Raw genomic sequence first — 22,521 nt, forward strand, 5'->3', positions numbered from 1 at the left:
GTTGAGCGCGTAGTGCGACGTCGCGATGCACGCGTGCAGGAGCCCGGCACCATTGGTCCGCCCGGCGCTGCACGCCACGGGGAAGCCCCCGGCACCCCCCGCCACATGAATGCTCCTAAGGGGCTCCCGCTCTGGCTCAAGATCACCGCAGTGTCGGTGTCCGTGCTCCTCGTCGCCGGCATCGCTTTCGCCGCTTACTGGGTTATCCGGTTGCAGTCGAACATCAGCAAGGCACCTTTGTCGGCTGGCGCCACGAGAACCGAAGCCGCGGCCAACGATGCCACGGACCGCTTGCAGATCCTCATCCTCGGTTCCGACACCCGCGACGGGAAAAACTCGCAATACGGTTCCTCACAGGACTCCACAGGCTACGGTCAATCAGATGTCATGATGCTTCTGGACATCTCGGCGGACAACAAGAGGGTGAGCCTCACCAGCTTTCCCCGGGATCTCTTGGTGACTGTCCCGAAGTGCACTGACCCCAAAACCAACACGGTTTATGAAGCCCACTCCAACGTCATGATCAACTCGGCCATGGCTGAGGCCGGCATCGGTTGCGCGGTGGACACCGTGAACAAGCTCACCGGGCTGGAAATCGACCACTTCATGATGGCTGACTTCAACGCCGTCAAGGAATTGTCCAAGGCTGTGGGCGGAGTGGACGTATGCGTGAGTGATGCCGTCTACGACCCCGATTCCGGACTCCGACTCCCCAAGGGGACGTCGAAAGTCGAAGGCGAGCAGGCCCTCGCCTTCCTGAGGACCCGCCACGGTTTTGGCGATGGAAGCGACCTCGGACGTATCCAAGCACAGCAAGGGTTCCTTTCCTCCCTGACCCGCAAGGTCAAGGCTGACGGCACGCTCAGCAATCCGCAGAGCCTGCTTTCGATCGCCGACGTCGTGACCAAGAACCTCACTGTGGATAACGGCCTGGCATCCGTCCAGTCTCTCCTGACGATCGGGAGCCGCCTCAAAGACATTGACCTGTCCAAGGTGGCCTTCGTGTCGGTTCCAACCCAGCCCGCCGCCGTCGACGTCAACAGGCTCGAACTGGTCCAACCACAGGCCACGCAGTTGTTTGCGGCCATGCGGGCGAACTTGGACCTGACCAACCCGGGCGCCACGGCGGTTCCGTCTCCGAGTGCCTCGCCTGCCCCGACGGCCTCCTCAGGGGCTCCTTCAACGCCGCCTGCCGGTTCTCCAGCCGCCCCTGCCTACAACAAGGCCCGCCAAGCAGTGACTGTAGCCGACGGTTCGGGCGTTGCGTCACGGGGCCAGGAACTCGCGGCGGCACTCATTGGCGGCGGGTTCACCAAGGCCGGCCATTTCCTGGCCGCGGCTGCATCCAAGACGGTTGTCTACTACGGGACCGGCTATGCCGACGTTGCGCCGGACGTTGCCAGCGTGTTGGGCATTCCCGCCGCACAGATCGAGCCGTCTCCGGGCATCGTCGGAATCCAAGTGTATGTGGGCTCCGACTTCACAACGGGAACAAACTTTGGAATGGTGTCCGTTCCGGCCGACGTCGTCAAGCAGACTGCAGGCGACGTAAAGTGCCAGGCCGTCAACCCCGCCCTCATCGCCCGGTAGCGCGACAAAGCGAAGGGAGCGTTGACCACTGCTTGTGGTCAACGCTCCCTTCTGTTTCGTATTGCTTCTTACCAGATACTGACGCGGTCCTCAGGCGACAACCACATCCCGTCCCCGGATTCCACCGCGAACGCCTCATGAAATGAGTCCAGGTTCTTGGCGATGGCGTTAGTGCGGAACTCGTTGGGGGAGTGCGGGTCCGTAGCGACGCGCCGGATGGCTTCCTCGGGCCGGATGACCTGGCGCCAGCCGGCAGCCCAGGACATGAAGAAACGCTGCTGGCCGGTAAGGCCCTCCAAGACGGGCGGTTCCGCACCGTCAAGGCTCAGCAAGTAAGCCTTGTATGCGATGGTCAGGCCTCCCAGGTCGCCGATGTTTTCGCCCAGCGTGAGCTTCCCGTTGACCTTATGCTCAGGAGCCGCATACGGTGCAAGGGCGTCAAATTGGGCCACGAGCTTGGCCGCCAGTCCTTCGAATGCCTTACGGTCTTCCTCGCCCCACCAATTCCGCAGCGCTCCGCTTCCATCAAACTGGGAGCCCTGGTCGTCGAAGCCGTGGCCGATCTCATGTCCGATGATTGCGCCGATGCCGCCGTAGTTGACGGCGTCGTCAGCCTCTGCCGTGAAGAAGGGTGGCTGCAGGATCGCCGCGGGGAAAACAATCTCGTTCAGCATCGGGTGGTAGTAGGCGTTCACGGTCTGCGGGGTCATGAGCCACTTGTTCAGATCAACCGGCTTGCCGATCTCATCAAGGTGGCGGTCGACGTCGGCGTTGTGCGCCCGCTCGACGTTCCCCAGAAGATCAGTCGGGTCGATGCCGACGGCGGAGTAATCGATCCACTTGTCCGGGAAACCAATCTTGGGGCGGAAAGCCGCGAGCTTCTTCAGTGCTTCCGCCTTGGTGTCCTCGCCCATCCAGTCGAGGGCGGTGATGCTCTGGCGGTAAGCCTCGATCAGCTTAGCGACCAGCGTCTGCATCCTGGCCTTGTAACCCTCGGGGAAGTGGCGCTCCACATAGATCTGTCCCGCTGCCTCTCCGAGGGCGGCTTCGACGACGGCGACGCCACGCTTCCAGCGGTCCTTGTTCTGCGGCGTGCCGCTCAGGGTGGTGCCGTAGAAATCGAAGTTTGCATCGACGAAGGCTGACGACAGATAGGGGGCAGCGGCGTTGAGCACGCGCAAAGCCAACCATTCCTGCCAGGTGGCAAGAGGCTCAGACTCGACAAGGGCGGCCGCACCGGTGAAGAAATCCGGAGTGCTCACCACCAGTTCGGTGAATTTGTCGCCCTCAATCCGGGCGGCGTCGAACCATGCGTCCAGGTAGGGGAACAGTTCACGTCCCTGATCAGCAGTCTTGAGGTTGTATGTCTTTTGCGGATCGCGAAGCGTGACGTTATCCCAGTGGTGCGAGGCAAGGGCCTTTTCGAAGGCGACGATGCGCTCGGCCGCTGCGTCGGCATCGGGAATACCTGCCAAGCCGAAGAGTTTGGCGACGTACTTGCCGTAGGCACTGACGATCGGTTGGAACTTCTCGTCCCGGTAGTAGGACTCGTCTGGAAGGCCAAGTCCGCCTTGGCCGATGTACAGCAGGACCCGATCCGGATTCCCGGCGTCGGGCGCTGGGTAGATGGAGAAGAGACCGGAAACATCCGAGCGGAACAGCCGCCCGGACAATGCGACAACCTCGGTGGGCGCAGCAGTGGCAAAGACCTCATCGATCCGGGCGCGAATCGGTTCCATGCCCTTGGCTTCGGCAGCGTCCTCGTCCATGAAGCTGTTATAGAGCTCACCGACTTTGCGCTCGATTCCACTGGCGTCCTCGCCCTTCGCGGCCGCCTCTTCGATGATCGCTTTGACTGCCAGTTCGGCGCCATCGCGCAGCGCGGTGAAAGTTCCCTCTAGCGGACGGTCGTCCGGAATGACCGTGGCCTTCAGCCACGCACCGTTGACGTGCTGGTAGAGATCGTCCTGCGGCCGAACGCTTTCATCGATGTTGGACAGTGTGATCCCCGACTGTGGCACAAGAACTCCTTCGGACGACGAGCGGATCCGGCTCACCACCGTAACCGCGTCTGCATAGTGGACGTTGCTTCAGGTATTGCATTGTCATCATACGCACCCGTGTTACTGTGAAATGGTGCGTGCAGGAATGCTTCTCCTTAGCTGCCGCGGCGGGGCCTTGAAAGCGAATATTCGCTAGGCCAACCCTCGCTGCGGAGTTAGCTGTGCCCGGCCAATCTTCCTTCAAGATTAAGAGAAAAGGCCCTAAGTCATGCGCAACGCACAAAAGCCCTCCGGAATGCCGATCCACCGGTACCTGCCTTTCCAGGACCAGATCAAGGTCGAGCTGGCAGACCGCACCTGGCCGGACAAAGTCATCACCAAGGCCCCGCGCTGGTGCGCCGTGGACCTCCGTGACGGCAACCAGGCCCTGATCGACCCCATGAGCCCGGCCCGCAAGCTGAAGATGTTCCAGCTGCTAGTCAAGATGGGCTACAAGGAAATCGAGGTCGGCTTCCCATCTGCATCGCAGACCGACTTCGACTTCGTGCGGCAGCTCATCGAAGGCGGCCACATTCCGGATGACGTTTCCATCCAGGTCCTGACCCAGGCGCGCGAACATCTCATTGAACGCACCTACGAGTCCCTCGTGGGCGCCAAGCAGGCCATCGTCCACCTGTACAACTCCACCTCGGTTCTCCAGCGCCGCGTCGTGTTCAACCAGGACCAGGACGGGATTCTGGATATTGCCCTGCAGGGCGCTCGCTTGTGCAAGAAGTACGAGGAAACCCTCACGGACACCCATATCACCTACGAGTACTCGCCAGAGTCCTTCACGGGGACCGAGCTCGAGTACGCAGCGCGGGTTTGCAACGCAATTGCCGACGTTTTTGAAGCGTCTGCGGACAAGCAAGTCATCATCAACCTGCCTGCCACCGTCGAAATGGCCACCCCCAACGTTTACGCCGACTCCATCGAATGGATGCACCGGAACCTGCATCCCCGTGACGGCATCATCATCTCCCTCCACCCCCACAACGATCGCGGCACGGGCGTCGCGGCGGCAGAGTTGGGCTACCTGGCAGGCGCCGACCGCATCGAGGGCTGCTTGTTCGGCAACGGTGAGCGTACCGGCAACGTGGACCTTGTAACCCTGGGCTTGAACATGTTCGTGCAAGGCGTCGATCCAATGATCGACTTCTCGGACATCGACGAAGTCCGTAGGACCGTGGAGTACTGCAACCAGCTGCCCGTGCCCGAGCGCTCCCCGTATGGCGGCGATCTCGTGTTCACGGCATTTTCCGGTTCGCACCAGGACGCCATCAAAAAGGGTTTCGAAGCCCTTGAGAAGGAGGCCGCGGCCGCCGGCAAGGCCGTTGACGACTTCACCTGGCAGGTTCCTTACCTGCCGATCGATCCCAAGGACCTGGGTCGCAGCTACGAGGCCGTCATCCGCGTCAACTCGCAGTCCGGCAAGGGCGGTGTGGCGTACCTGCTCAAGAACGAGCACAGCCTGGATCTGCCGCGACGGGCACAAATCGAATTCTCCGGCGTCATCCAGCACCGCACCGACACCGTAGGCGGCGAAGTCAGCGGAGCCCAGCTGTGGGCGATGTTCCAGGACGAGTACCTGCCGGCCAGCACGGCCGATGGCCAGTGGGGACGCTATTCGCTGGGCGCCATCCGCACGGAGACCGATGAATCCGGCGAGCTTACCCTGCATGCAGCCCTGCGCATTGACGGCACGGTTGTTCAGCGAACCGGTACGGGCAACGGACCGATCGCGGCCATGCTGGACATCTTGCGTCAAGACGGCGTGGACGTCCGCGTCCTGGACTACACGGAACATGCCCTTTCCGAAGGTGGCAGCGCCTCCGCCGCCGCGTATGTGGAATGCGCCGTTGGCGAGCGGGTCCTCTGGGGTGTCGGCATCGATCCGAACACGAGCACCGCTGCGCTGAAGGCAGTCATCTCTGCTGTCAATCGCGCCATTAGGGCTGTCCGGGCATAGCCATTTGCCGCGCGGCACCGTCAACACGGTGCCGCACGGCTCCGCCGGACCCGAGAAGGCCCGGTGTGGTGCGAAGATTAACTGTGGCCAATCCTTCTTCGTTCGCAGCGCGGTCCTATCGGGACGATGCCGTTGTGCTGCGCACCCACAAACTGGGCGAAGCGGACCGCATCATCACTCTGCTGACAAAGCACCACGGCCAGGTTCGCGCGGTGGCAAAGGGGGTGCGGCGGACCAGTAGCCGGTTCGGGGCCCGGCTGGAACCCTTCATGGTGGCAGACCTCCAACTGGTGTCCGGCCGCACCCTGGACATCGTCACCCAGGCGGTCGCCAAAGGAGCCTATGGGAGTTCGATTGCCGCCGATTATTCCCGGTACACGGCTGCTGCGGCCATGACGGAAACCGCAGAGAAGCTGACGGACGCCGACGTCGATTCGGGAACCGCGCAATACAACCTCCTTGTGGGGGCTCTTGCCTCGCTGAGCCGTTCCGACCACCCGCCGGAACTCATTCTTGACTCATACCTACTTCGCGCTTTGGCCACCGGCGGCTGGGCGCCCAGCTTCACGGACTGTGCCCGCTGTGGCGCGGCCGGTCCGCACACCGCCTTCTCCGCTCCCTTGGGCGGAATGATCTGCGGTAACTGCCGCCCCCCTGGTTCGCCGGCACCGGCACCCGAGACCGTGGTCCTGTTGGGCGCGTTGCTGACGGGGGACTGGGCGACGGCGGACGTGTCCGAGAGCCTGAATCGCCGGGAGGCAGCCGGTTTGGTGGCGAGCTACCTGCAATGGCATCTTGAACGAGCATTGAAGTCCCTCAAACATGTGGAGCGAAGCTGACAGTGGCACTCGGAAAAAAGAAGACGGCAACTGCGCGGAGGACCCCGGTCAAGGCCCCGTACCAACATCCCTCGGGGGCCAGGCCACCGGCCATACCCGCCGAGCTGGTCCCGCAGCACGTGGCCATCGTCATGGATGGCAATGGCCGCTGGGCAAACCAACGCGGCCTGCCGCGCATCGAGGGCCACAAGGCCGGGGAACCGGCGCTGTTGGATGTGATGGCCGGCGCCATCGAACTCGGCATCAAGTACGTCAGTGTGTACGCTTTCTCCACCGAAAACTGGCGCCGTTCTCCCGAAGAAGTGCGTTTTCTCATGGGATTTAACAAAGACGTGCTACGTCGGCAGCGCAACCAGCTCGACGAGTGGGGGGTGCGGATTCGTTGGGCAGGCCGACGTCCCAGGCTATGGGGTTCCGTTATCAAGGAGCTTGAGGAAGCCGAGGATTACACTCGCGGCAACGACACGTGCACGTTGACCATGTGTGTTAATTACGGCGGCCGCGCCGAAATCGCCGACGCCGTCGCAGCTATCGCCCGGGACGTTGCCGACGGACGCCTGAAACCCGGCTCTGTCAACGAGAAGACCATCCAGAAGTACCTTGATGAACCGGATCTTCCGGACGTCGACTTGTTCCTGCGTAGTTCCGGAGAGCAGCGGCTGTCCAACTTCCTCTTGTGGCAATCGGCCTACGCAGAATTCGTGTTCATGGATACGCTGTGGCCCGACGTCGACCGCAGGACCTTGTGGGACGCCGTCGAGATCTATGCCAAACGGGACCGCCGGTACGGTGGCGCAGTGGACGCTGCCGCATCGCGCTGACAATTAACACGAGTGCGCCGCAAAAATCCGGTCAGTCCGGATAAGAAGCCAACCAGATAGCGACGTCCCTGTAGGCCTGCTGCCGGACCGTGCGCCGTGACAAGAACACATCATGGAGAGCGCCCGGATAGCGGAACACGGCTGTCCGCCGTCCAAGTCCCAGGGCCCGGCGGGCAGTCTGCTCAACATCGATCACGGCGTCGACGCGCATGAGCTCCGCGCTCCACTCCGACTGGATGCGGGTGCGTCCCGAAAGCAGCACGAGCACCGGAGCATCGATATTGAGTTTGCGTTCGACGGCGGCGTGTCCCGCCAGGACTGCCTTCGTCCACCCCGACCGTATCGGGAACGAAGTTCGCGGCCGCCATTCCGGATCAAGGGTCCATTCCCCGTGGGCCAGGTTGCTCACGCTTTCCCAGTAGGCCGGCATCTCCGGAAATCGGAACGGCCGCTTGGGGTCCGTGCGTGCAAACGGTTCCACCAAATGCATCGCGATGCTGCGGATCAGGCTACTCCCCTGAAGCTCCAGCCACGGCGAATTCAACGTCAGGGTGGCAATGCGGCCAGGGTTCCGGTCAGCCCACAGTGCCGCAATCAGGCCACCCAGGGAATGGGCCAGCAGGTGGACGGTAGGCACCTCCGCGCTGCCGGTTATTTCGGCAATGTCCTGGTGTATCGAAAGCAGCGCGGCATCGATATCTTCGTCGTATACCGACAGATCGGTGGTGTAGCCGGGAGTTTGCCCCGGCCGTAGGCTGCGTCCGAACTTGCGTAAGTCAAGCGCATAGAAATGAAATCCGGAGGCACCCAGGAACTCCGCCAGTTCTGTCTGCATGAAGTAGTCGGCCCAGCCGTGGAGGTACAGCACCACCCTCGGCGGGCCCTCCGTGACGGGAACTTCCCTCCGGCGTCGGCGTCTGGTGAAGGCCGTCAAAGCATCGAGAAGTCCGTGTGGCGCCGAATGGGCTGGCACCGGACGGACGTGTCGGACAAGGGTGGCGCAAACCGGACCTTCTTCGTCGGGTGGAAGTTCCAGTTCCAGGGCCTCGAAACCACCGCCCAGAAAATCCTGTTGCCATACCGGCACACCCAGCTCCGTGGTCATGGCGCTTCCCCTGGCTGTCCGTGTTCCTCGCCGGCCAGATGCTCCGGCGGCAGGCCGCTCGAAATGTACCCGTTAATCCAGCGAGCCAGCCGGGCGTAGGCATCGGCGCGCACCGGGCCCGCCGAAAGGAAGACGTCGTGAAGGCCGCCTTCCACCCGTTCCAAAGTGACGGTGCGGCCAAGGGTCATGGCACGGACAGCCATGGTGTTCACGTCCAGGACTGCATCTGAACGCCTCATGGACTCCTGCCAGATCATGCCGTTCGCGCTCGCTCCGGAGATCAGCACGAGGATGGGGATGTCAATTCTCAGCCCGCGGGCCACCCTCGTGTGTCCGCTAAGGACAGCGCTGAGCCATCCTGCCCGCATGGGGAAGGCCAAGGGCGGCCGGTATTTGGGGTCGACGAGCCATTCGCCCTCGGCTGAGCTGCTGATGCTGCGATAGTAGAACCCGCGTTCGGGCAAGCGCAGGATTGTCGTGGGGCGGAAGCGCGCAAGCGGCTTCACCATGGTCTGGGCTGCACGGCGGACTAATGAACTTCCGTGCATTTCAAGCCACGGGCTGTTGAGCACCAGGTACTGGACGGAACCGGGGTGGCGGCTGACCCACAAGGCGGCCACGAGGCCTCCGGTGGAATGTCCCATGAGGGTCAACGAACGGGGTACCTCCCCGAGAGGGTCGCCGGAGCGGATCATGTCGATGGCTTTGCCTATCTCGGCATCGTAGTCATCTAGATGCTCCACGTAGCCACCCGGGGTGTCCGTCTGCAGGCTCCGGCCGTGGTTGTGCATGTCAAGTGCGTAGAAGTGGAAACCTTGTCCGGTCCAGAACTCTGCCAGGGCGACGTTGAAGAAGTAGTCACTCCAGCCGTGCAGGAAAAGGATGGAACCGTTGGCGGCCGGTGGGCGATCGCCACGTCCCGCACCCTCGTGAGGGACGTGCCGAACCAGTGTTGCACGCCGGACCACCCCGTCAGGTCCTGCCGCCTCGAATGCACAACTTTCGAAGTCCGCGCCGAGGATGTCGGTCTGCCACTCCATGGGAACAGCTTAGACACTCGCCGCGGCATCGCGCCCTGCTGCGCGCCCGGAGAACAGGCAGCCTCCAAGGAAGGTTCCTTCCAATGCCCGGTAGCCGTGGATTCCGCCGCCGCCGAAGCCAGCGGCCTCTCCTGCCGCGTACAATCCCGGGACCGGCGCTCCGGACTTGTCAAGGACGCGTGAACAAAGGTCCGTCTGTAGCCCGCCAAGGCTCTTGCGCGTCAGCACGGAGAGCCGAACGGCCAGAAGCGGGCCGTGCTTCGGGTCGGTGAGCCGGTGCGGAGGGGCCACACGCATGATCTTGTCGGTGGCGAACCTCCGCGCCGCCCTGACAGCGGCGAGCTGTGGGTCCTTGCCCAGCCCGCTCGCCACTTGCTGGTCCCGATCGCGGATGAGGTCATCGAGCTGGCCAGGATCTATCAGGGGCGAACCCGTCAGCGAGTTCATTTTTCCAGCCAGTTCGGTGGGCGTTCCAGCCTGCAGGAAATCCACGCCACGGTCCAGGAAGCTGCGCAACGGGGAATCACTGGCAGGACTGAGCCGGGAGGCCAGGAGCCGGATGTCCTTGCCTGTGAGATCCGGATTCTGTTCTGAACCTGACAAGGCGAATTCCTTCAGTGCGATGGTCCGGTTGCATACGAACCACGAATGTCCGTGTCCGCCCGCCAGGATATGCCTGAGGGCACCCAAGGAATCGAAGCCCGGAAAGAGCGGCGCGGGCAGCTGCCGTCCCTTCGCATCAATCCACAGCGACGACGGACCGGCGAGGATGCGGATGCCATGCGAAGGCCACACGGGGGAGTGGTTGTGGATGCCTTCGGGGTAGTGCCACATGCGGTCACCATTGATGAGCCCTCCGCCGGCGGCAGCAGCGGCAGCGAGGAACTCGCCATCGACGGAGGCCGGTACGCCGCTCAGCATATGTTCCGGCGCAGTTCTGTCGGGCCATTGCCGCCTCACCATCGTATGGTTTCCACCAATTCCGCCGGTGGTGACGATGACGGCTCCGGCAGTCGCTTCAAATCTCCCGACGACGGTCCGCGACGACGCTTCGCCGCGTCCGGCGCCGGACGCCTCAAGGATCTCGCCGCTGACCCCGGTGACGCGGCCCGCCGTCGTCGTTAGTTCCGTGGCGCGATGCCGGAAGTGGAGGGATACCCTGCCCCGGGCAACGCCCTCGCTCACCTTTTCCAGGAACGGTTGAACGACGCCGGGGCCCGTGCCCCAGGTGACGTGGAACCGCGGGACTGTGTTGCCATGGCCTTGGGGGCCATAGCCGCCGCGCTCGGCCCACTGCACCAGAGGAAAGAGCCGGACGCCGAGCGATCTCAGCCACCGGCGCTTCTCACCTGAGGCGAAATCTACATAGGCCTCCGCCCAAAGCCGGGCCCAGGAGTCCTCCGGCCTGTCAAAGGCCGCGGATGCGAACCAGTCGCCCAAGGCAAGTTCGGCGCTGTCCCTGACGCCCAGCCTTCGCTGTTCGGGAGAGTTGACCAGGAACAGTCCACCGAAAGACCAATGTGCCTGTCCGCCCACGGAGGCTGCGGGTTCCTGGTCCACCACAGCAACCCGTTTCCCGAGTGCGTAGGCTTGGGCGGCGGCCACGAGCCCCGACAGTCCCGCGCCAATGACGAGAACGTCGGCTTGAATGGTTGCCTTGGAGTGAACTCCATCACGTGGATTACCGGGCATTCGTACATGCTACCGCCCGGTAACCGCTCCGGTTTGGTGCGCCGCCCGTAAACCGGAAAACTAGGAACATGCGCGTTTACCCAACATTCTTCAAGCTGGCCTTCTCCTGGATGGATGCCGAAAAAGCCCACAAGATCGGCTTCCAGGCGATCCGCTTTGCACAGCGCTCGGGAGCGGGGCGCGTTCTGGCCAAAGTGACGGCACCGCACCCCTCGCTGCGCACGGATGCTTTCGGTCTGACATTCCCTTCCCCGTTCGGCCTTGCTGCCGGTTTCGACAAGGAGGGCCGCGGAATCGAGGCCCTCGCGGAATTGGGCTTCGGCCACGTGGAAGTAGGCACCATCACGGGCCAGGCCCAGCCGGGCAATGAAAAGCCACGGCTTTTCCGCCTCATCGAGGACAAGGCCGTGATCAACCGCATGGGATTCAACAACGACGGCGCCGCGGCCGTGGCGCCGCGCCTCAAGGCTGCGAGGGCGGCCCTGCAGCGCACGCATGCCGGCGTTCGCCCCGTGATCGGTGTCAACATCGGCAAGACCAAGGTTGTCGACCTCGACAACGCGGTTGAGGACTATCTGGTCAGCGCCCGGAGCCTGGCGCCCGCTGCCGACTATCTTGTGGTCAACGTCAGCTCGCCGAACACTCCCGGCCTGCGCCTGCTCCAGAACGTCGAGACCCTCCGCCCGCTGCTGCGCGCCGTCGGCGACGCCGCCGACGAATCCGCTGGCCGCCATGTCCCCCTGCTGGTCAAGATCGCCCCGGACCTCAGCGACGACGACATTGACGACGTCGCCCGCCTCGCCCTGGACCTCAAGCTCGATGGCATCATTGCCACCAACACCACCATCGGGCGGGAAGGCCTCGTTTCCGAACCGGGCAAGGTGGCGGCCTGCGGCGCCGGCGGGCTCTCCGGTGCGCCCCTCAAGGAGCGGTCGCTCGAGGTACTGCGCCGGCTGAAGGCCGCGGTAGGGGAGGGCCTGGTGCTCGTCGCCGTCGGCGGGGTCCAGTCCGCAGCCGACGTCCAGGAAAGGCTCGACGCCGGGGCCACCCTGGTGCAGGGGTACACCGCATTCCTTTACGAAGGTCCGTTCTGGGCCGCCGGAATCAATAGGGCCCTTGCGAAGCACCGCCGCTAGCCGGCCCTCGATCGCCAAATCCGGACAAGCAGAAAGACCCTGGAACAGCTGTTCCAGGGTCTTTCTGCTTGTTGGACTCGTGTCCTTGACGGCTTGGGCCCTAAGAGGGGTACTGGCCACGCTGGACCTGCGGCTTCGGAAGGCGCAGACGGCGGAATTGCAGGGAGCGCATGCTGCCGTACCAGACAGTTCCACGCTCGACTTCGCCGAACTTCTGCGTCAGTCCCTTGCGCAGCTTGCGGGAAAGGATGAACACGTCCGCGAAGACCGCCAGGAACATGACCCAGAACCCGATCAAGATATAGCTGAGGGCATCGCTTCCCGACGGAATGACGAAGGAGATCACTACGAACAGCAGCGCTCCGAACATCAGGTACTCGCCGAGGCTGAAACGGGCATCGACGTAGTCACGGGCGAAACGCTTTTGGGGTCCCTTGTCGCGTAGCGGCAGGTATTTTTCGTCACCGGTATCCAGCGCCTGACGCATTTTCAGGCGCTGGTCCTGCACCGCGACGCGCTCGGCTTCCTTGGAGGCCTTGCGGTCGGTTGGCACCAAGGGGCGCTTACGAGCCGCTTCCTGTTCTTTGCGCTTGGGTGTGGGTGCGCCCTTACCAGCACCTGCACCTTTCGCGGCGGCATCGGCGGCAAACTGGTCTACTGAGTCTTGAGCGCTCGGCTCATCCTTTTTACGTCCAAACACCCCTACAGAATACCCCGCAGGAACCGCCCTAAAGTCGACGCGACGTGGCACCCTGCGAATGAGTCCGCCACGCCGTCGATACCGGTTCCCCACCATCACTCCCGGCGGTAGTGTTTTCGCCATGACTTCAATGAATGCGGAGGTCCCGCAGACCTTTTCCGGCGGTTCCGGCACGATCAATGTCGATGCGCTCAAGTCCGCCGTCGAATCTTCTTTTGATGAGACCATGGCGCGTTTGAAAGCGCTCGTCGCCATCCCGGGTATTGCCTGGCCAAGTTTCGACCCCGCGGAACTCGAGCGCAGTGCCGAGGCAGTTGCGGCGCTGGTCCGCGAGTCGGGCTTCGCCGATGTCCAGATTCTGCGTTGCGACAAGACGGACGGCACTCCGGGAGGACCTGCCATCGTTGCGCGCCGCGTTGCAGCGCCAGGCAAGCCGACCATCCTCCTGTACGCGCACCACGATGTGCAGCCGCCCGGCGACGTGAGCCTGTGGGATACCGAGCCGTTCGTGGCCCAGGAACGAGAAGGCCGCCTTTATGGCCGCGGCGCGGCCGACGACAAGGCGGGAATCATGGCCCATTTGGGCGCCTACGCCGCTGTAACCCAAGTGCTGGGGGATGATTTTGGTCTCGGCGTCACCCTGTTCTTCGAGGGCGAGGAGGAAGCGGGCTCGCCAACCTTCCGTACGTTCCTCGAGACACACCGTGATCTCCTCGAGGCGAATGTCATCGTCGTGGCTGACTCCAGCAACTGGAAGGTCGGCGTTCCAGCCCTGACAACCAGTCTTCGCGGCCTGGTGGACGGCACCTTCGAGGTGCGGGTCCTGGACCACGCCGTGCACTCCGGCATGTTCGGTGGTCCTGTATTGGATGCACCGACCCTCTTGTCCCGCCTGATCGCAACCTTGCACGACGACGACGGCAGCGTGGCCATCGAGGGCTTGGTGGCCAAGGATGGCGTGGTAGAGGACGTTGACGTGGAACAGTACCGCGCGGATGCCTCTGTGCTTGACGGTGTCCAGCTTGCCGGCAGCGGCAGCATCGCCTCTCGGCTCTGGACCAAGCCTGCCTTGTCCATCATCGGGATCGACGCACCCGCCGTCGACGTCGCATCCAACACGCTGCTCCCCTCAGCGCGGGCGAAGTTCAGCCTGCGCTTAGCTCCCGGTCAAGATCCGGATGCCGCCATGGACGCGATGGGCCGGCACCTGGCGGCCCACGCGCCGTTCGGAGCGAAAGTGACGTTCGTGCCGGGGGAGCGAGGGAACGCCTTCTCTACCGACACCGGCTCGGCTGCGGCCCGGATCGCGATGTGGGCGCTGGGTGAAGCCTGGGGTGTGCCGGCCGTCGAAATGGGGATCGGTGGATCCATACCGTTCATCGCGGACCTGACCGAAACCTACCCCGATGTCCAAATCCTCGTGACCGGTGTAGAGGATCCGGATTCCCGGGCGCACAGCGCCAACGAATCACTTCACATAGGTGACTTCCATAACGCCGTCCTGGCCGAGGCATTGATGCTCGCGCGCCTTAACGCGGAAGGCCTCTGACACTCCAGATCCCGAAGGTGTCCATATGAATCACCAGAGGAACAAGATCCACGCCGGGAACAAGGTAACGGTCCCGGCGGTTACGTTAGAAGTTATAGCTATGCGCCGGCTCGACGTAGCATGTAGCTATAACCCGCACGTATTTGGGTAAGGGCAGGCAGCGCGAAGGCGCAGCCGCCAAGAGCGTCATAAGAAGGTAGGCCAATGAGCACTGCAACCAACGAAAACAGCACCGGAGCGCAGCTCGCAGGCGGCGAGCTTCCCGAGCACGAGGTCAAGTTGACCGACGTCGCCGCAGGCAAGGTTCGGAGCCTTCTTGAACAAGAAGGTCGCACGGACTTGCGGCTCCGCGTCGCTGTTCAGCCGGGCGGCTGCTCGGGCCTGATCTACCAGCTCTACTTCGACGAGCGCCTGCTCGACGGCGATGCCGTCCGCGACTACGACGGCGTTGAAGTGGTTGTTGACAAGATGAGCGTGCCGTACCTGAGCGGTGCCAGCATCGACTTCGAGGACACGATCTCGAAGCAGGGCTTCACTATCGACAACCCCAACGCCGGCGGGTCTTGCGCCTGCGGCGATTCGTTCCACTAAGCCGGGCATTCGCAGACTGTTGGCCCAGTTCAGGAACGGGTTTCAACCCGACCCGACGCACTGGGCCAGCATGTCGGCGAAATCCGCTCGGTAGCGGTAAGCTCTACATCGGGTAGTAAAACTTTAGTGTGCCCGGTGGGCCTCTGGTCTGCCGGGCTGCAGCAACAAGAGGAAGGGCCGTCTGTGAGTTCGCAGAACCGAACCGGCAGCCGACGCATAAAGATCACCTCGATCACTGGCTTGGCACTAGCCGGCGCGTTGGTTTTGACCGGATGTTCACCAGAGGTAGAGAAGGGCTGGTTGCCCACCGAGCGTGGCACCACCAACCACACCGATCGGATCATGGACCTCTGGGTCAACTCATGGATCGCGGCCCTGGTCGTCGGCATTATTACTTGGGGCCTGCTGGTCTGGTGCATCATCGCCTACCGCCGCCGCAAGGGCACCACGGGTTTTCCGAAGCAGCTTAGCTACAACCTCCCTCTGGAGGTCTTTTATTTGACCATTCCGCTGTTCATGGTCTTGGTGTTCTTCTACTTCACCGACCAGGACCAGCGTGCAATTGATGACCGCTCCCAGCCGGCCGACGTCGTCGTAGACGTCCGCGGCAAGCAGTGGGCTTGGGACTTCAACTACGTGAAGGGCTCGGTCGTCGCCGAGGATCTCCACGAGGCAGGCGTCCAGGCACACCTCACGGGCAACGATGTGGACAAGGAGAAGCTCCCCACGTTGTACCTTCCGGTCAACAAGTCGGTCGACCTGCAGCTGAACTCCCGCGACGTCATTCACTCTTTCTGGGTCCCCGCCTTCCTGCAGAAGCGCGACATGATTCCCGGCAAGACCAACTACATCAGGTTGACCCCAACCAAGGTGGGAACCTATGACGGCAAGTGCGCCGAACTTTGCGGTGAATACCACTCGGAGATGCTGTTCCGCGTGAAGGTTGTTTCCGAGGCTGAGTTCCAGGCTCACATGGACCAGCTTCGCCAGAGCGGCAATACCGGTCTCCTCGATTCGAAGTACGACCGCAACCCGAACCTGAACGAGAAGAATTAAGGGAAGCGACGTGGCTACTTACACTCAATCCGCCGGAGTCCTTGAGTCTCCGGTAGTACCCAAATCCAAGGGACGCATCGTCGTCAACTGGATCACCTCCACTGACCACAAGACCATCGGGTACATGTACCTGATCGCGTCCTTTGTGTTCTTCTGCCTGGGCGGCGTCATGGCGTTGCTCATCCGTGCAGAGCTGTTCGAACCCGGCATGCAGATCCTGCAGACCAAGGAACAGTACAACCAGCTCTTCACGATGCACGGAACCGTCATGCTCCTGATGTTCGCGACGCCGCTCTTCGCCGGCTTCGCCAACGTCATCATGCCGCTGCAGATCGGTGCTCCGGACGTCGCCTTCCCGCGACTGAACGCATTGGCCTTCTGGTTCTTCCTTTTCGGTTCCACCATCGCCGTGTCCGGCTTCATCACCCCGCAGGGTGCGGCATCCTTCGGCTGGTTCGCCTATGCACCCTTGTCGAACACGACATTCACGCCGGGCGTCGGCGGCGATCTCTGGGTCTTCGGGCTCGCCCTGTCCGGTTTCGGAACCATTTTGGGTGCTGTCAACTTCATCACCACCATCATCTGCATGCGCGCTCCAGGCATGACGATGTGGCGCATGCCGATCTTCACCTGGAACACCCTGGTGACGGCCATCCTGGTCCTCATGGCGTTCCCGCCCCTCGCCGCTGCCCTCTTCGCACTGGGTGCGGACCGCCGCTTCGGCGCCCATATCTTCGATCCTGAGAACGGCGGAGCTGTCCTCTGGCAACACCTGTTCTGGTTCTTCGGCCACCCCGAGGTGTACATCATTGCCTTGCCGTTCTTCGGCATCGTTTCTGAGATCTTCCCGGTGTTCAGCCGCAAACCGATCTTCGGCTACAAGGGCCTTGTCTACGCGACCATCGCCATTGCGGCATTGTCGGTGACCGTGTGGGCCCACCACATGTATGTCACTGGATCCGTGCTGCTTCCGTTCTTCTCCTTCATGACGATGCTGATCGCGGTACCCACCGGTGTGAAGTTCTTCAACTGGATCGGAACGCTGTGGCAGGGCTCGATTACCTTTGAAACGCCCATGCTTTGGAGCATCGGCTTCTTGGTCACCTTCCTCTTCGGTGGCCTGACCGGCATCATCCTGGCCTCTCCGCCACTTGACTTCCACGTTTCGGACTCGTATTTTGTGGTGGCACATTTCCACTACGTGGTCTTCGGTACTGTCGTATTCGCCATGTTCGCAGGCTTCTATTTCTGGTGGCCTAAGTGGACCGGCAAGATGCTCAACGAACGCCTGGGCAAGATCCACTTCTGGCTTCTGTTCCTGGGGTTCCACGGCACCTTCCTCATCCAGCACTGGCTCGGCGTCGAGGGCATGCCCCGTCGCTACGCGGACTACATGCCGCAGGACAATTTCACCTGGATGAACCAGTTCTCCACGATTTCATCCTTCGTCCTCGGTGCGTCGCTCCTGCCCTTCTTCTGGAACGTCTACATCACTTGGCGCAGCAACAAGAGGGTTGAAGTTGACGATCCCTGGGGCTTCGGAGCCTCGCTCGAGTGGGCTACGTCCTGCCCGCCGCCGCGGCACAACTTCACTTCGCTTCCCCGTATCCGTTCCGAGCGTCCGGCCCTGGACCTGCACCACCCGGAGCTCGCACAGCACCACACAGCACAGTCGCCTGAGCCGGGAGCAACACTGCTCGGCAATGCTGATCAGAAGGACGCCAAGTGAAGATCGAGTCATGGATTTTTGGAGCCGGGTCGTTTTTCTTCGTCCCCGTTGCGCTGGCCTACGGTTTCCTGACCCACTGGTCTGAGTGGGTTGGCACGCTGGGTATTCTTCTGGTCGGCGGCCTGGCTGGGATGATCGGCGGTTACCTTGGTTTCACAGGCAAGCGTGTCGGTATGCGACCGGAAGACCGTCCGGACGCCGAGATTCACGAAGGCGCCGGCGAGCAGGGACACTTCAGCCCCTGGAGCTGGTGGCCGCTGGTCCTCGGACTGGCTTGTGCCGGTGGCTTCCTTGGTCTCGCCATAGGTTTCTGGATTACGTTCGTCGCCGCTGGTTTGGCCCTCGTAGCCCTGGTCGGTTGGGTCTTCGAATACAGCCGTGGAGACCACGCGCACTAGAAGCACCTTGAACAACGACGGCGGGCCCCACCAATTGGTGGGGCCCGCCGTCGTTGTCGTACACGGATGATGTCCGCCTGCACGCCCTCCCGGCCGTACCTGTGCGTTTGCCCCGCTCAGCGCCCCTCTAGGGCCTCCAAGACGGCCGAAAGGGCGGCTAGGGCGTCAGCAACCTCTTCAAGCGTCCGACCGGCCGGTAGCGGTTCTCCAGGGACCGATAAAACCACTTCGCAACCATGGCCGAAGTCCTCGGTCATGACCTCAAGAAGGGACCTGGCATCGACCGCTTGCTGGCCGGGTTTCCGGATGGTCACCGGGAGCCCGGTGGCCGTCACCGCACGGACAAACACGGCGGCTGCCCGTGCATGGAGGCCGATTTCTGCCGCGACGATGGCTTTGTGCTCGGGCAAGCCGGCTCCTTTTGACTCGGACGGCCAGATGCCGACTGCGATTTTGATCCTTACAAGCGTAGCGCCGCCACCCGAGGGCACCGTTCACAGCGTTCAGCTGGTCTAGACCTGTAAGGAGAATGGCCTACGCTTGTTTCATGGAAGATTTCGGGGCCGGAAACTGTCATGCCTGCTGAAGCAGCAAGTATCACGGGGGAGATCGACCGCAAGAGCGGCACTCCTATCTACGTTCAACTGCGCGAGATCCTGCGAACCTACATCTCGGAGTCGTGCAAGCCCGGCGCTGCCTTGCCATCGGAGCGGGACCTCTCTGAACGTTTCGGACTAGCCAGGATGACGGTGCGGCAGGCCATTGATGCCCTCGTTGGCGAAGAGGTCATTGAACGAGTGGTTGGCCTGGGAACGTTCGTCCGCAAACCGAAGCTGGACCTCCAAGTAAAGCTCACGTCCTACAGCGAGGAAATGCAACGTCGCGGCATGGTTCCGGCGGCGAAGGTTTTGAGCTTCGAGCAGATCGCCGCGAGTGCGTTCCTGGCGCGGGAACTCCAACTGGAGGAGGGGACTGCCTTGGTTCGCTTCCGACGGCTCCTGCTCGCGGACAACGAGCCTATGAGCGTGGACGAGAACTTCATCCCCGCCCATCGCGTGCCGGGCCTTTTGGACGGAGCGCCTCCCACTTCGCTGTACAACGTGTTGAGCGAAAAGTACGGACTCGTCATGGAATGGGGCGAGGATATGATCGAGGCAACAGCAGCTTCGCCGTCGACTGCGCGGCTCTTGAACGTGGATGTCGGCACTCCGCTGCTCAAGATTCAACGTCACGCGTTCGTCGCACGCGCCATGGTGGACTATTCCGTCTCCTACTACAGGGCTGACCGGTATAAGTTGTGGGTCCCGTTGCAGCGCCCGGGCGTTCGGTCCACCCGAAGCCAGTCGACGGGGTATCGTACCCACTAGCTTCAAAGCTTCAAGGAGAGGCCCAGCAGCCGGTACACACAGACAATGACAGAGGGCCCCGTCCAATCCGGACGGGGCCCTCTCTCATTTGTTATCGCCGAGAACTAATGACTCAGGCTCTTGTGCTCTTCGCCGGACTCGATGGCCTCGTGGTGGCCATGCCCGTGCGCGGCTTCAAGCTCGGCTGGCGTTGCCGGAGCAACACGGTCTTCGAAGAACCATTTCGAAAGTGCCGCGCGGCGCTTTTCCTTCGGAGTGACCACACCGTGCTCGTTCGGCTCGGCCGCCAGCGGGACGGGCGACTCGAAGCCGACGAGCTTGTAGTGCTTATAGTCGTCCAGCGGTGCGTGTACCTCGATGAACTCACCATGCGGCAAGCGCACGATGCGACCGGTCTCGCGGCCGTGCAAGGCGATCTCGCGGTCCTTGCGCTGGAGCGCAAGGGCCACGCGCTTGGTCACCATGAATGCGAAGATCGGGCCGAGGAAGAAGAGCGTCCGCAGCCAGTACGTGACGTCGTTCAGGGCAACGTGGAAGTGCGTTGCAATGAGGTCCGAACCTGCAGCGGCCCACATGACGCAGTACCAAGTGAACCCTGCGACGCCGATGGCGGTGCGGGTTGGAGCGTTGCGAGGACGGTCGAGGACGTGGTGCTCGCGGTTGTCCTTGGTGATCCACCGCTCGATCCACGGGTACATGAAAAGCACGGTGAAAATGATGCCCGCGGGAACCAGGGCCGGGAGGAGAACATTCAGCGTCAGCACGTGGCCGAAAATGACGTACTCAAGGTGGAAGTCATTGACGACACCCGGCATAAGACGCAGTGCACCATCGACGAATCCGATGTACCAGTCAGGCTGGGTACCGGCAGACACAGGGGAGGGGTCGTACGGACCGTAGTTCCAGATCGGGTTGATAGTGAACATCGCGGCCATTAGCGCGACGACACCGAACACGATGAAGAAGAAGCCTCCGGCCTTTGCGGCGTAGACCGGGCCCAGCGGGTAGCCAACGACGTTACCGTCGTTGCGGCCGGGGCCAGGGTACTGCGTGTGCTTGTGGACAACAACCATGAAGAGGTGGATGACGATCATCAGAAGGATCATGGCCGGCACCAGCAAAATGTGCAGCACGTACAGGCGGCCGATGATGGCCGTTCCCGGGAACTCGCCCCCGAAGAGGAAGAACGAGATGTATGTTCCGATCACCGGGATGGACTTGATGACGCCGTCGATGATGCGCAGGCCGTTACCGGAGAGCAGGTCGTCGGGGAGGGAGTATCCCGTGAAGCCTTCAGCCATGGCCAGGATCAATAGGACACCACCAACGACCCAGTTCATTTCACGTGGCTTGCGGAAGGCGCCCGTGAAGAACACGCGCAGCATATGCACACCAAGCGAGGCCACGAACAGCAGGGCCGCCCAGTGGTGCACCTGGCGGAAGAACAGGCCACCGCGAATGTCGAAGGAAATGTTCAGCGACGAGCTATACGCCACGGACATTTCGACATTGGTCAGCGGAGTGTATGAACCCGAGTAGTGGGTCTCCGCCATGGACGGGTCAAAGAAGAACGTCAGGAACGTACCCGACATGAGCAGGATGACGAAGGAGTACAGCGCCACTTCACCGAACATGAAGGACCAGTGGTCGGGGAAGACCTTCCGGCCGAACTCACGCAGGATTCCGGATCCGCCGACGCGCTCGTCAACGAAGTCGGTGATACGGCCGACTTTGCTCGTGGGTACGAAGGGGACTTCAGCTGTTGATGAGGCGCTCATGCTCGTCACGCTCCCAGTAACTCGGTCCTACAGGTTCTTTGAAATCGCTCGTGGCTACGAGGTAGCCCTCAGCGTCGACCGCGATGGGCAGCTGGGGGAGCGGACGGCTGGCGGGTCCGAAGACAACCTTGCATTCCTTGGTGAGGTCGAAGGTTGACTGGTGGCACGGGCACAGCAGGTGGTGCGTCTGCTGCTCGTAAAGAGCAACCGGGCAACCAACGTGGGTGCAGATCTTGGAGTAGGCAACAATTCCGTTGTAGCTCCAGGTTTCCCGGCCCTTGGAAATCGTCAAGTCGTCCGGGTTCAGGCGCATGAGCAGGACGACGGCTTTGGCCTTCGCGTTCAGCTTGCCTTCCTGGAGCTCATTAAGTCCTTCGGGGATCACGTGGAACGCAGAACCGATGGTCACATCCGATGCCTTGATCGGAGTTCCGTCGGGGTCGCGGGTGAGGCGCTTGAGCTTGCCACCCTGGGGTGCCCACATGGTGTGTGCGAGCTTGTCGTCCGGGCGGGGTCCAAGGTCACCGAAAACGGCCAGGGCCGGGAGGGGTGCCAGTGCCACAGCACCCAGAAGGGTGTTGCGGATCAGGGGGCGACGCTTGATGCCGGTTTCCTCGACGATGTCCTCGACGATCCGTACGGCGGCCTGGCGGTCTTCCTCGGTGCGGATGGCGTGGCGCTCTTCCGATACCTCGTGGTCCGGCATGAGGGCCTTGGCCCAGTGCACGATGCCGGTGCCGATCCCGAGCATCGCGAATGCGGTGCCAAGGCCGAGCAACAGGTTTTGTGTGCGGATCGTTGCGATCGTGGAGTCTTGCCCAAGATCGATGGCAAAGTACGACACCAGGAAGATCACCGTGCCGATGACGGAGATGCCAAACAGAATGGCTACCTGTCGCTCGGCTCGCTTAGCGGCTCTCGGGTCCGTGTCAGCCAGGCGCAAACGGTGCGGAGGAAGTCCAGGATCCTGGAACTTCTCCACAACATTCTGACCAGCCGTAGCTACGGTGCCCGAGTGGTTCGGACTGCCGTCACTATGGTTGCCCATAATTCGCCTCATCCTTCTCTCGTTGTCCCGGCCGGAACCGGGTTAATGTTCAATTCAAAACTGCTGTGGGG

General features: G+C 62.3%; 19 protein-coding genes. 11 read left to right on the forward strand and 8 right to left on the reverse strand.

The window, feature by feature from the left end; translation table 11 throughout:
• Positions 1–12: 12 nt before the first annotated feature.
• Positions 13–1,590 (forward strand): LCP family protein, encoded by a 1,578-nt coding sequence (locus OOZ51_RS02700; protein WP_265977356.1) that lies wholly within the window; start codon positions 13–15, stop codon positions 1,588–1,590.
• Between the two features lie 68 nt (positions 1,591–1,658).
• Here OOZ51_RS02700 and OOZ51_RS02705 read toward each other — a convergent pair whose 3' ends face one another.
• Positions 1,659–3,611, reverse strand: coding sequence for a M13 family metallopeptidase (locus tag OOZ51_RS02705; RefSeq protein ID WP_265977357.1), 1,953 nt, complete (start codon positions 3,609–3,611; stop codon positions 1,659–1,661).
• Positions 3,612–3,861: 250 nt separating this feature from the next.
• Between OOZ51_RS02705 and leuA the strand changes: the two genes are divergently transcribed.
• The 3 genes from leuA to OOZ51_RS02720 all read left to right on the forward strand — a co-directional run bounded on the left by leuA (position 3,862) and on the right by OOZ51_RS02720 (position 7,261).
• On the forward strand, positions 3,862–5,601 hold the full coding sequence (gene leuA, locus OOZ51_RS02710; protein ID WP_265977358.1) for a 2-isopropylmalate synthase: 1,740 nt from the start codon (positions 3,862–3,864) through the stop codon (positions 5,599–5,601).
• Between the two features lie 83 nt (positions 5,602–5,684).
• Positions 5,685–6,440 carry a DNA repair protein RecO gene (gene recO, locus OOZ51_RS02715; RefSeq protein WP_265977359.1) on the forward strand — a complete coding sequence of 252 codons (756 nt, stop codon included), beginning with the start codon at positions 5,685–5,687 and terminating at the stop codon, positions 6,438–6,440.
• Between the two features lie 2 nt (positions 6,441–6,442).
• A complete protein-coding gene (locus OOZ51_RS02720; protein ID WP_265977360.1) occupies positions 6,443–7,261 on the forward strand; it encodes an isoprenyl transferase in 819 nt (272 codons plus the stop codon).
• Between the two features lie 31 nt (positions 7,262–7,292).
• Here the strand turns inward: OOZ51_RS02720 and OOZ51_RS02725 are convergent, their stop codons facing one another.
• From OOZ51_RS02725 to OOZ51_RS02735, 3 genes are read right to left on the reverse strand one after another with little or no spacing between them, the layout of a single operon-like run.
• Positions 7,293–8,366 (reverse strand): alpha/beta hydrolase, encoded by a 1,074-nt coding sequence (locus tag OOZ51_RS02725; RefSeq protein WP_265977361.1) that lies wholly within the window; start codon positions 8,364–8,366, stop codon positions 7,293–7,295.
• Entirely contained in the window at positions 8,363–9,406 is a 1,044-nt protein-coding gene (locus tag OOZ51_RS02730; protein WP_265977362.1) for an alpha/beta hydrolase, read from the reverse strand. Before OOZ51_RS02730 ends, OOZ51_RS02725 begins: the two co-directional genes overlap by 4 nt.
• Positions 9,407–9,415: 9 nt before the next feature.
• The gene (locus tag OOZ51_RS02735; protein ID WP_265977363.1) at positions 9,416–11,098 is read right to left on the reverse strand and encodes an FAD-binding dehydrogenase; all 1,683 of its coding nucleotides are present in this window, start codon (positions 11,096–11,098) and stop codon (positions 9,416–9,418) included.
• Between the two features lie 68 nt (positions 11,099–11,166).
• On the opposite strand from OOZ51_RS02735, the gene OOZ51_RS02740 reads away from it, so the two are divergent.
• Complete coding sequence (locus OOZ51_RS02740) at positions 11,167–12,234, forward strand: quinone-dependent dihydroorotate dehydrogenase (RefSeq protein ID WP_265977364.1); 1,068 nt, start codon at positions 11,167–11,169, stop codon at positions 12,232–12,234.
• A 100-nt stretch (positions 12,235–12,334) separates the two neighbouring features.
• On the opposite strand, the gene OOZ51_RS02745 is transcribed toward OOZ51_RS02740, so the two are convergent.
• On the reverse strand, positions 12,335–12,934 hold the full coding sequence (locus tag OOZ51_RS02745; RefSeq protein ID WP_265977365.1) for a DUF3043 domain-containing protein: 600 nt from the start codon (positions 12,932–12,934) through the stop codon (positions 12,335–12,337).
• 121 nt (positions 12,935–13,055) lie between these two features.
• Between OOZ51_RS02745 and OOZ51_RS02750 the strand changes: the two genes are divergently transcribed.
• The 5 genes from OOZ51_RS02750 to OOZ51_RS02770 all read left to right on the forward strand — a co-directional run bounded on the left by OOZ51_RS02750 (position 13,056) and on the right by OOZ51_RS02770 (position 18,257).
• A complete protein-coding gene (locus OOZ51_RS02750) occupies positions 13,056–14,483 on the forward strand; it encodes a dipeptidase (RefSeq protein ID WP_265977366.1) in 1,428 nt (475 codons plus the stop codon).
• A gap of 204 nt (positions 14,484–14,687) precedes the next feature.
• Positions 14,688–15,074, forward strand: a complete 387-nt coding sequence (locus tag OOZ51_RS02755; RefSeq protein WP_059390004.1) for a HesB/IscA family protein — start codon at positions 14,688–14,690, stop codon at positions 15,072–15,074.
• A 183-nt stretch (positions 15,075–15,257) separates the two neighbouring features.
• On the forward strand, positions 15,258–16,130 hold the full coding sequence (gene ctaC / locus OOZ51_RS02760) for an aa3-type cytochrome oxidase subunit II (RefSeq protein ID WP_265977367.1): 873 nt from the start codon (positions 15,258–15,260) through the stop codon (positions 16,128–16,130).
• A gap of 10 nt (positions 16,131–16,140) precedes the next feature.
• Positions 16,141–17,859, forward strand: coding sequence for an aa3-type cytochrome oxidase subunit I (ctaD, locus tag OOZ51_RS02765; RefSeq protein ID WP_265977368.1), 1,719 nt, complete (start codon positions 16,141–16,143; stop codon positions 17,857–17,859).
• Positions 17,856–18,257, forward strand: coding sequence for a cytochrome c oxidase subunit 4 (locus OOZ51_RS02770; RefSeq protein ID WP_265977369.1), 402 nt, complete (start codon positions 17,856–17,858; stop codon positions 18,255–18,257). The genes ctaD and OOZ51_RS02770 overlap by 4 nt, the downstream gene beginning before the upstream one ends.
• Before the next feature lie 116 nt (positions 18,258–18,373).
• On the opposite strand, the gene OOZ51_RS02775 is transcribed toward OOZ51_RS02770, so the two are convergent.
• Complete coding sequence (locus OOZ51_RS02775; protein ID WP_265977370.1) at positions 18,374–18,667, reverse strand: HPr family phosphocarrier protein; 294 nt, start codon at positions 18,665–18,667, stop codon at positions 18,374–18,376.
• A gap of 165 nt (positions 18,668–18,832) precedes the next feature.
• Here OOZ51_RS02775 and OOZ51_RS02780 point away from each other — a divergent pair, with 165 nt between their 5' ends.
• Complete coding sequence (locus tag OOZ51_RS02780; RefSeq protein ID WP_265977371.1) at positions 18,833–19,624, forward strand: GntR family transcriptional regulator; 792 nt, start codon at positions 18,833–18,835, stop codon at positions 19,622–19,624.
• A 104-nt stretch (positions 19,625–19,728) separates the two neighbouring features.
• On the opposite strand, the gene qcrB is transcribed toward OOZ51_RS02780, so the two are convergent.
• Together qcrB and qcrA are read right to left on the reverse strand one after the other, a co-directional pair.
• Positions 19,729–21,402, reverse strand: a complete 1,674-nt coding sequence (gene qcrB / locus OOZ51_RS02785; RefSeq protein ID WP_265977372.1) for a cytochrome bc1 complex cytochrome b subunit — start codon at positions 21,400–21,402, stop codon at positions 19,729–19,731.
• Positions 21,380–22,450: a cytochrome bc1 complex Rieske iron-sulfur subunit gene (qcrA, locus tag OOZ51_RS02790; protein WP_265977373.1), complete on the reverse strand. Its 1,071-nt coding sequence runs from the start codon at positions 22,448–22,450 to the stop codon at positions 21,380–21,382. Before qcrA ends, qcrB begins: the two co-directional genes overlap by 23 nt.
• Positions 22,451–22,521 lie beyond the last annotated feature (71 nt).

Origin of the sequence: Arthrobacter rhizophilus (assembly GCF_026241105.1) — a bacterium.
GTDB lineage: Bacteria > Actinomycetota > Actinomycetes > Actinomycetales > Micrococcaceae > Arthrobacter.

Coding starts and splice junctions, on each gene's coding strand:
- OOZ51_RS02750 (WP_265977366.1), top strand. CDS start 13,056: ATGACTTCAATGAATGCGGAGGTCCCGCAGACCTTTTCCGGCGGTTCC.
- OOZ51_RS02740 (WP_265977364.1), top strand. CDS start 11,167: ATGCGCGTTTACCCAACATTCTTCAAGCTGGCCTTCTCCTGGATGGAT.
- leuA (WP_265977358.1), top strand. CDS start 3,862: ATGCGCAACGCACAAAAGCCCTCCGGAATGCCGATCCACCGGTACCTG.
- OOZ51_RS02755 (WP_059390004.1), top strand. CDS start 14,688: ATGAGCACTGCAACCAACGAAAACAGCACCGGAGCGCAGCTCGCAGGC.
- qcrB (WP_265977372.1), bottom strand. CDS start 21,402: ATGAGCGCCTCATCAACAGCTGAAGTCCCCTTCGTACCCACGAGCAAA.
- qcrA (WP_265977373.1), bottom strand. CDS start 22,450: ATGGGCAACCATAGTGACGGCAGTCCGAACCACTCGGGCACCGTAGCT.
- OOZ51_RS02780 (WP_265977371.1), top strand. CDS start 18,833: ATGCCTGCTGAAGCAGCAAGTATCACGGGGGAGATCGACCGCAAGAGC.
- OOZ51_RS02730 (WP_265977362.1), bottom strand. CDS start 9,406: ATGGAGTGGCAGACCGACATCCTCGGCGCGGACTTCGAAAGTTGTGCA.
- OOZ51_RS02725 (WP_265977361.1), bottom strand. CDS start 8,366: ATGACCACGGAGCTGGGTGTGCCGGTATGGCAACAGGATTTTCTGGGC.
- OOZ51_RS02735 (WP_265977363.1), bottom strand. CDS start 11,098: ATGCCCGGTAATCCACGTGATGGAGTTCACTCCAAGGCAACCATTCAA.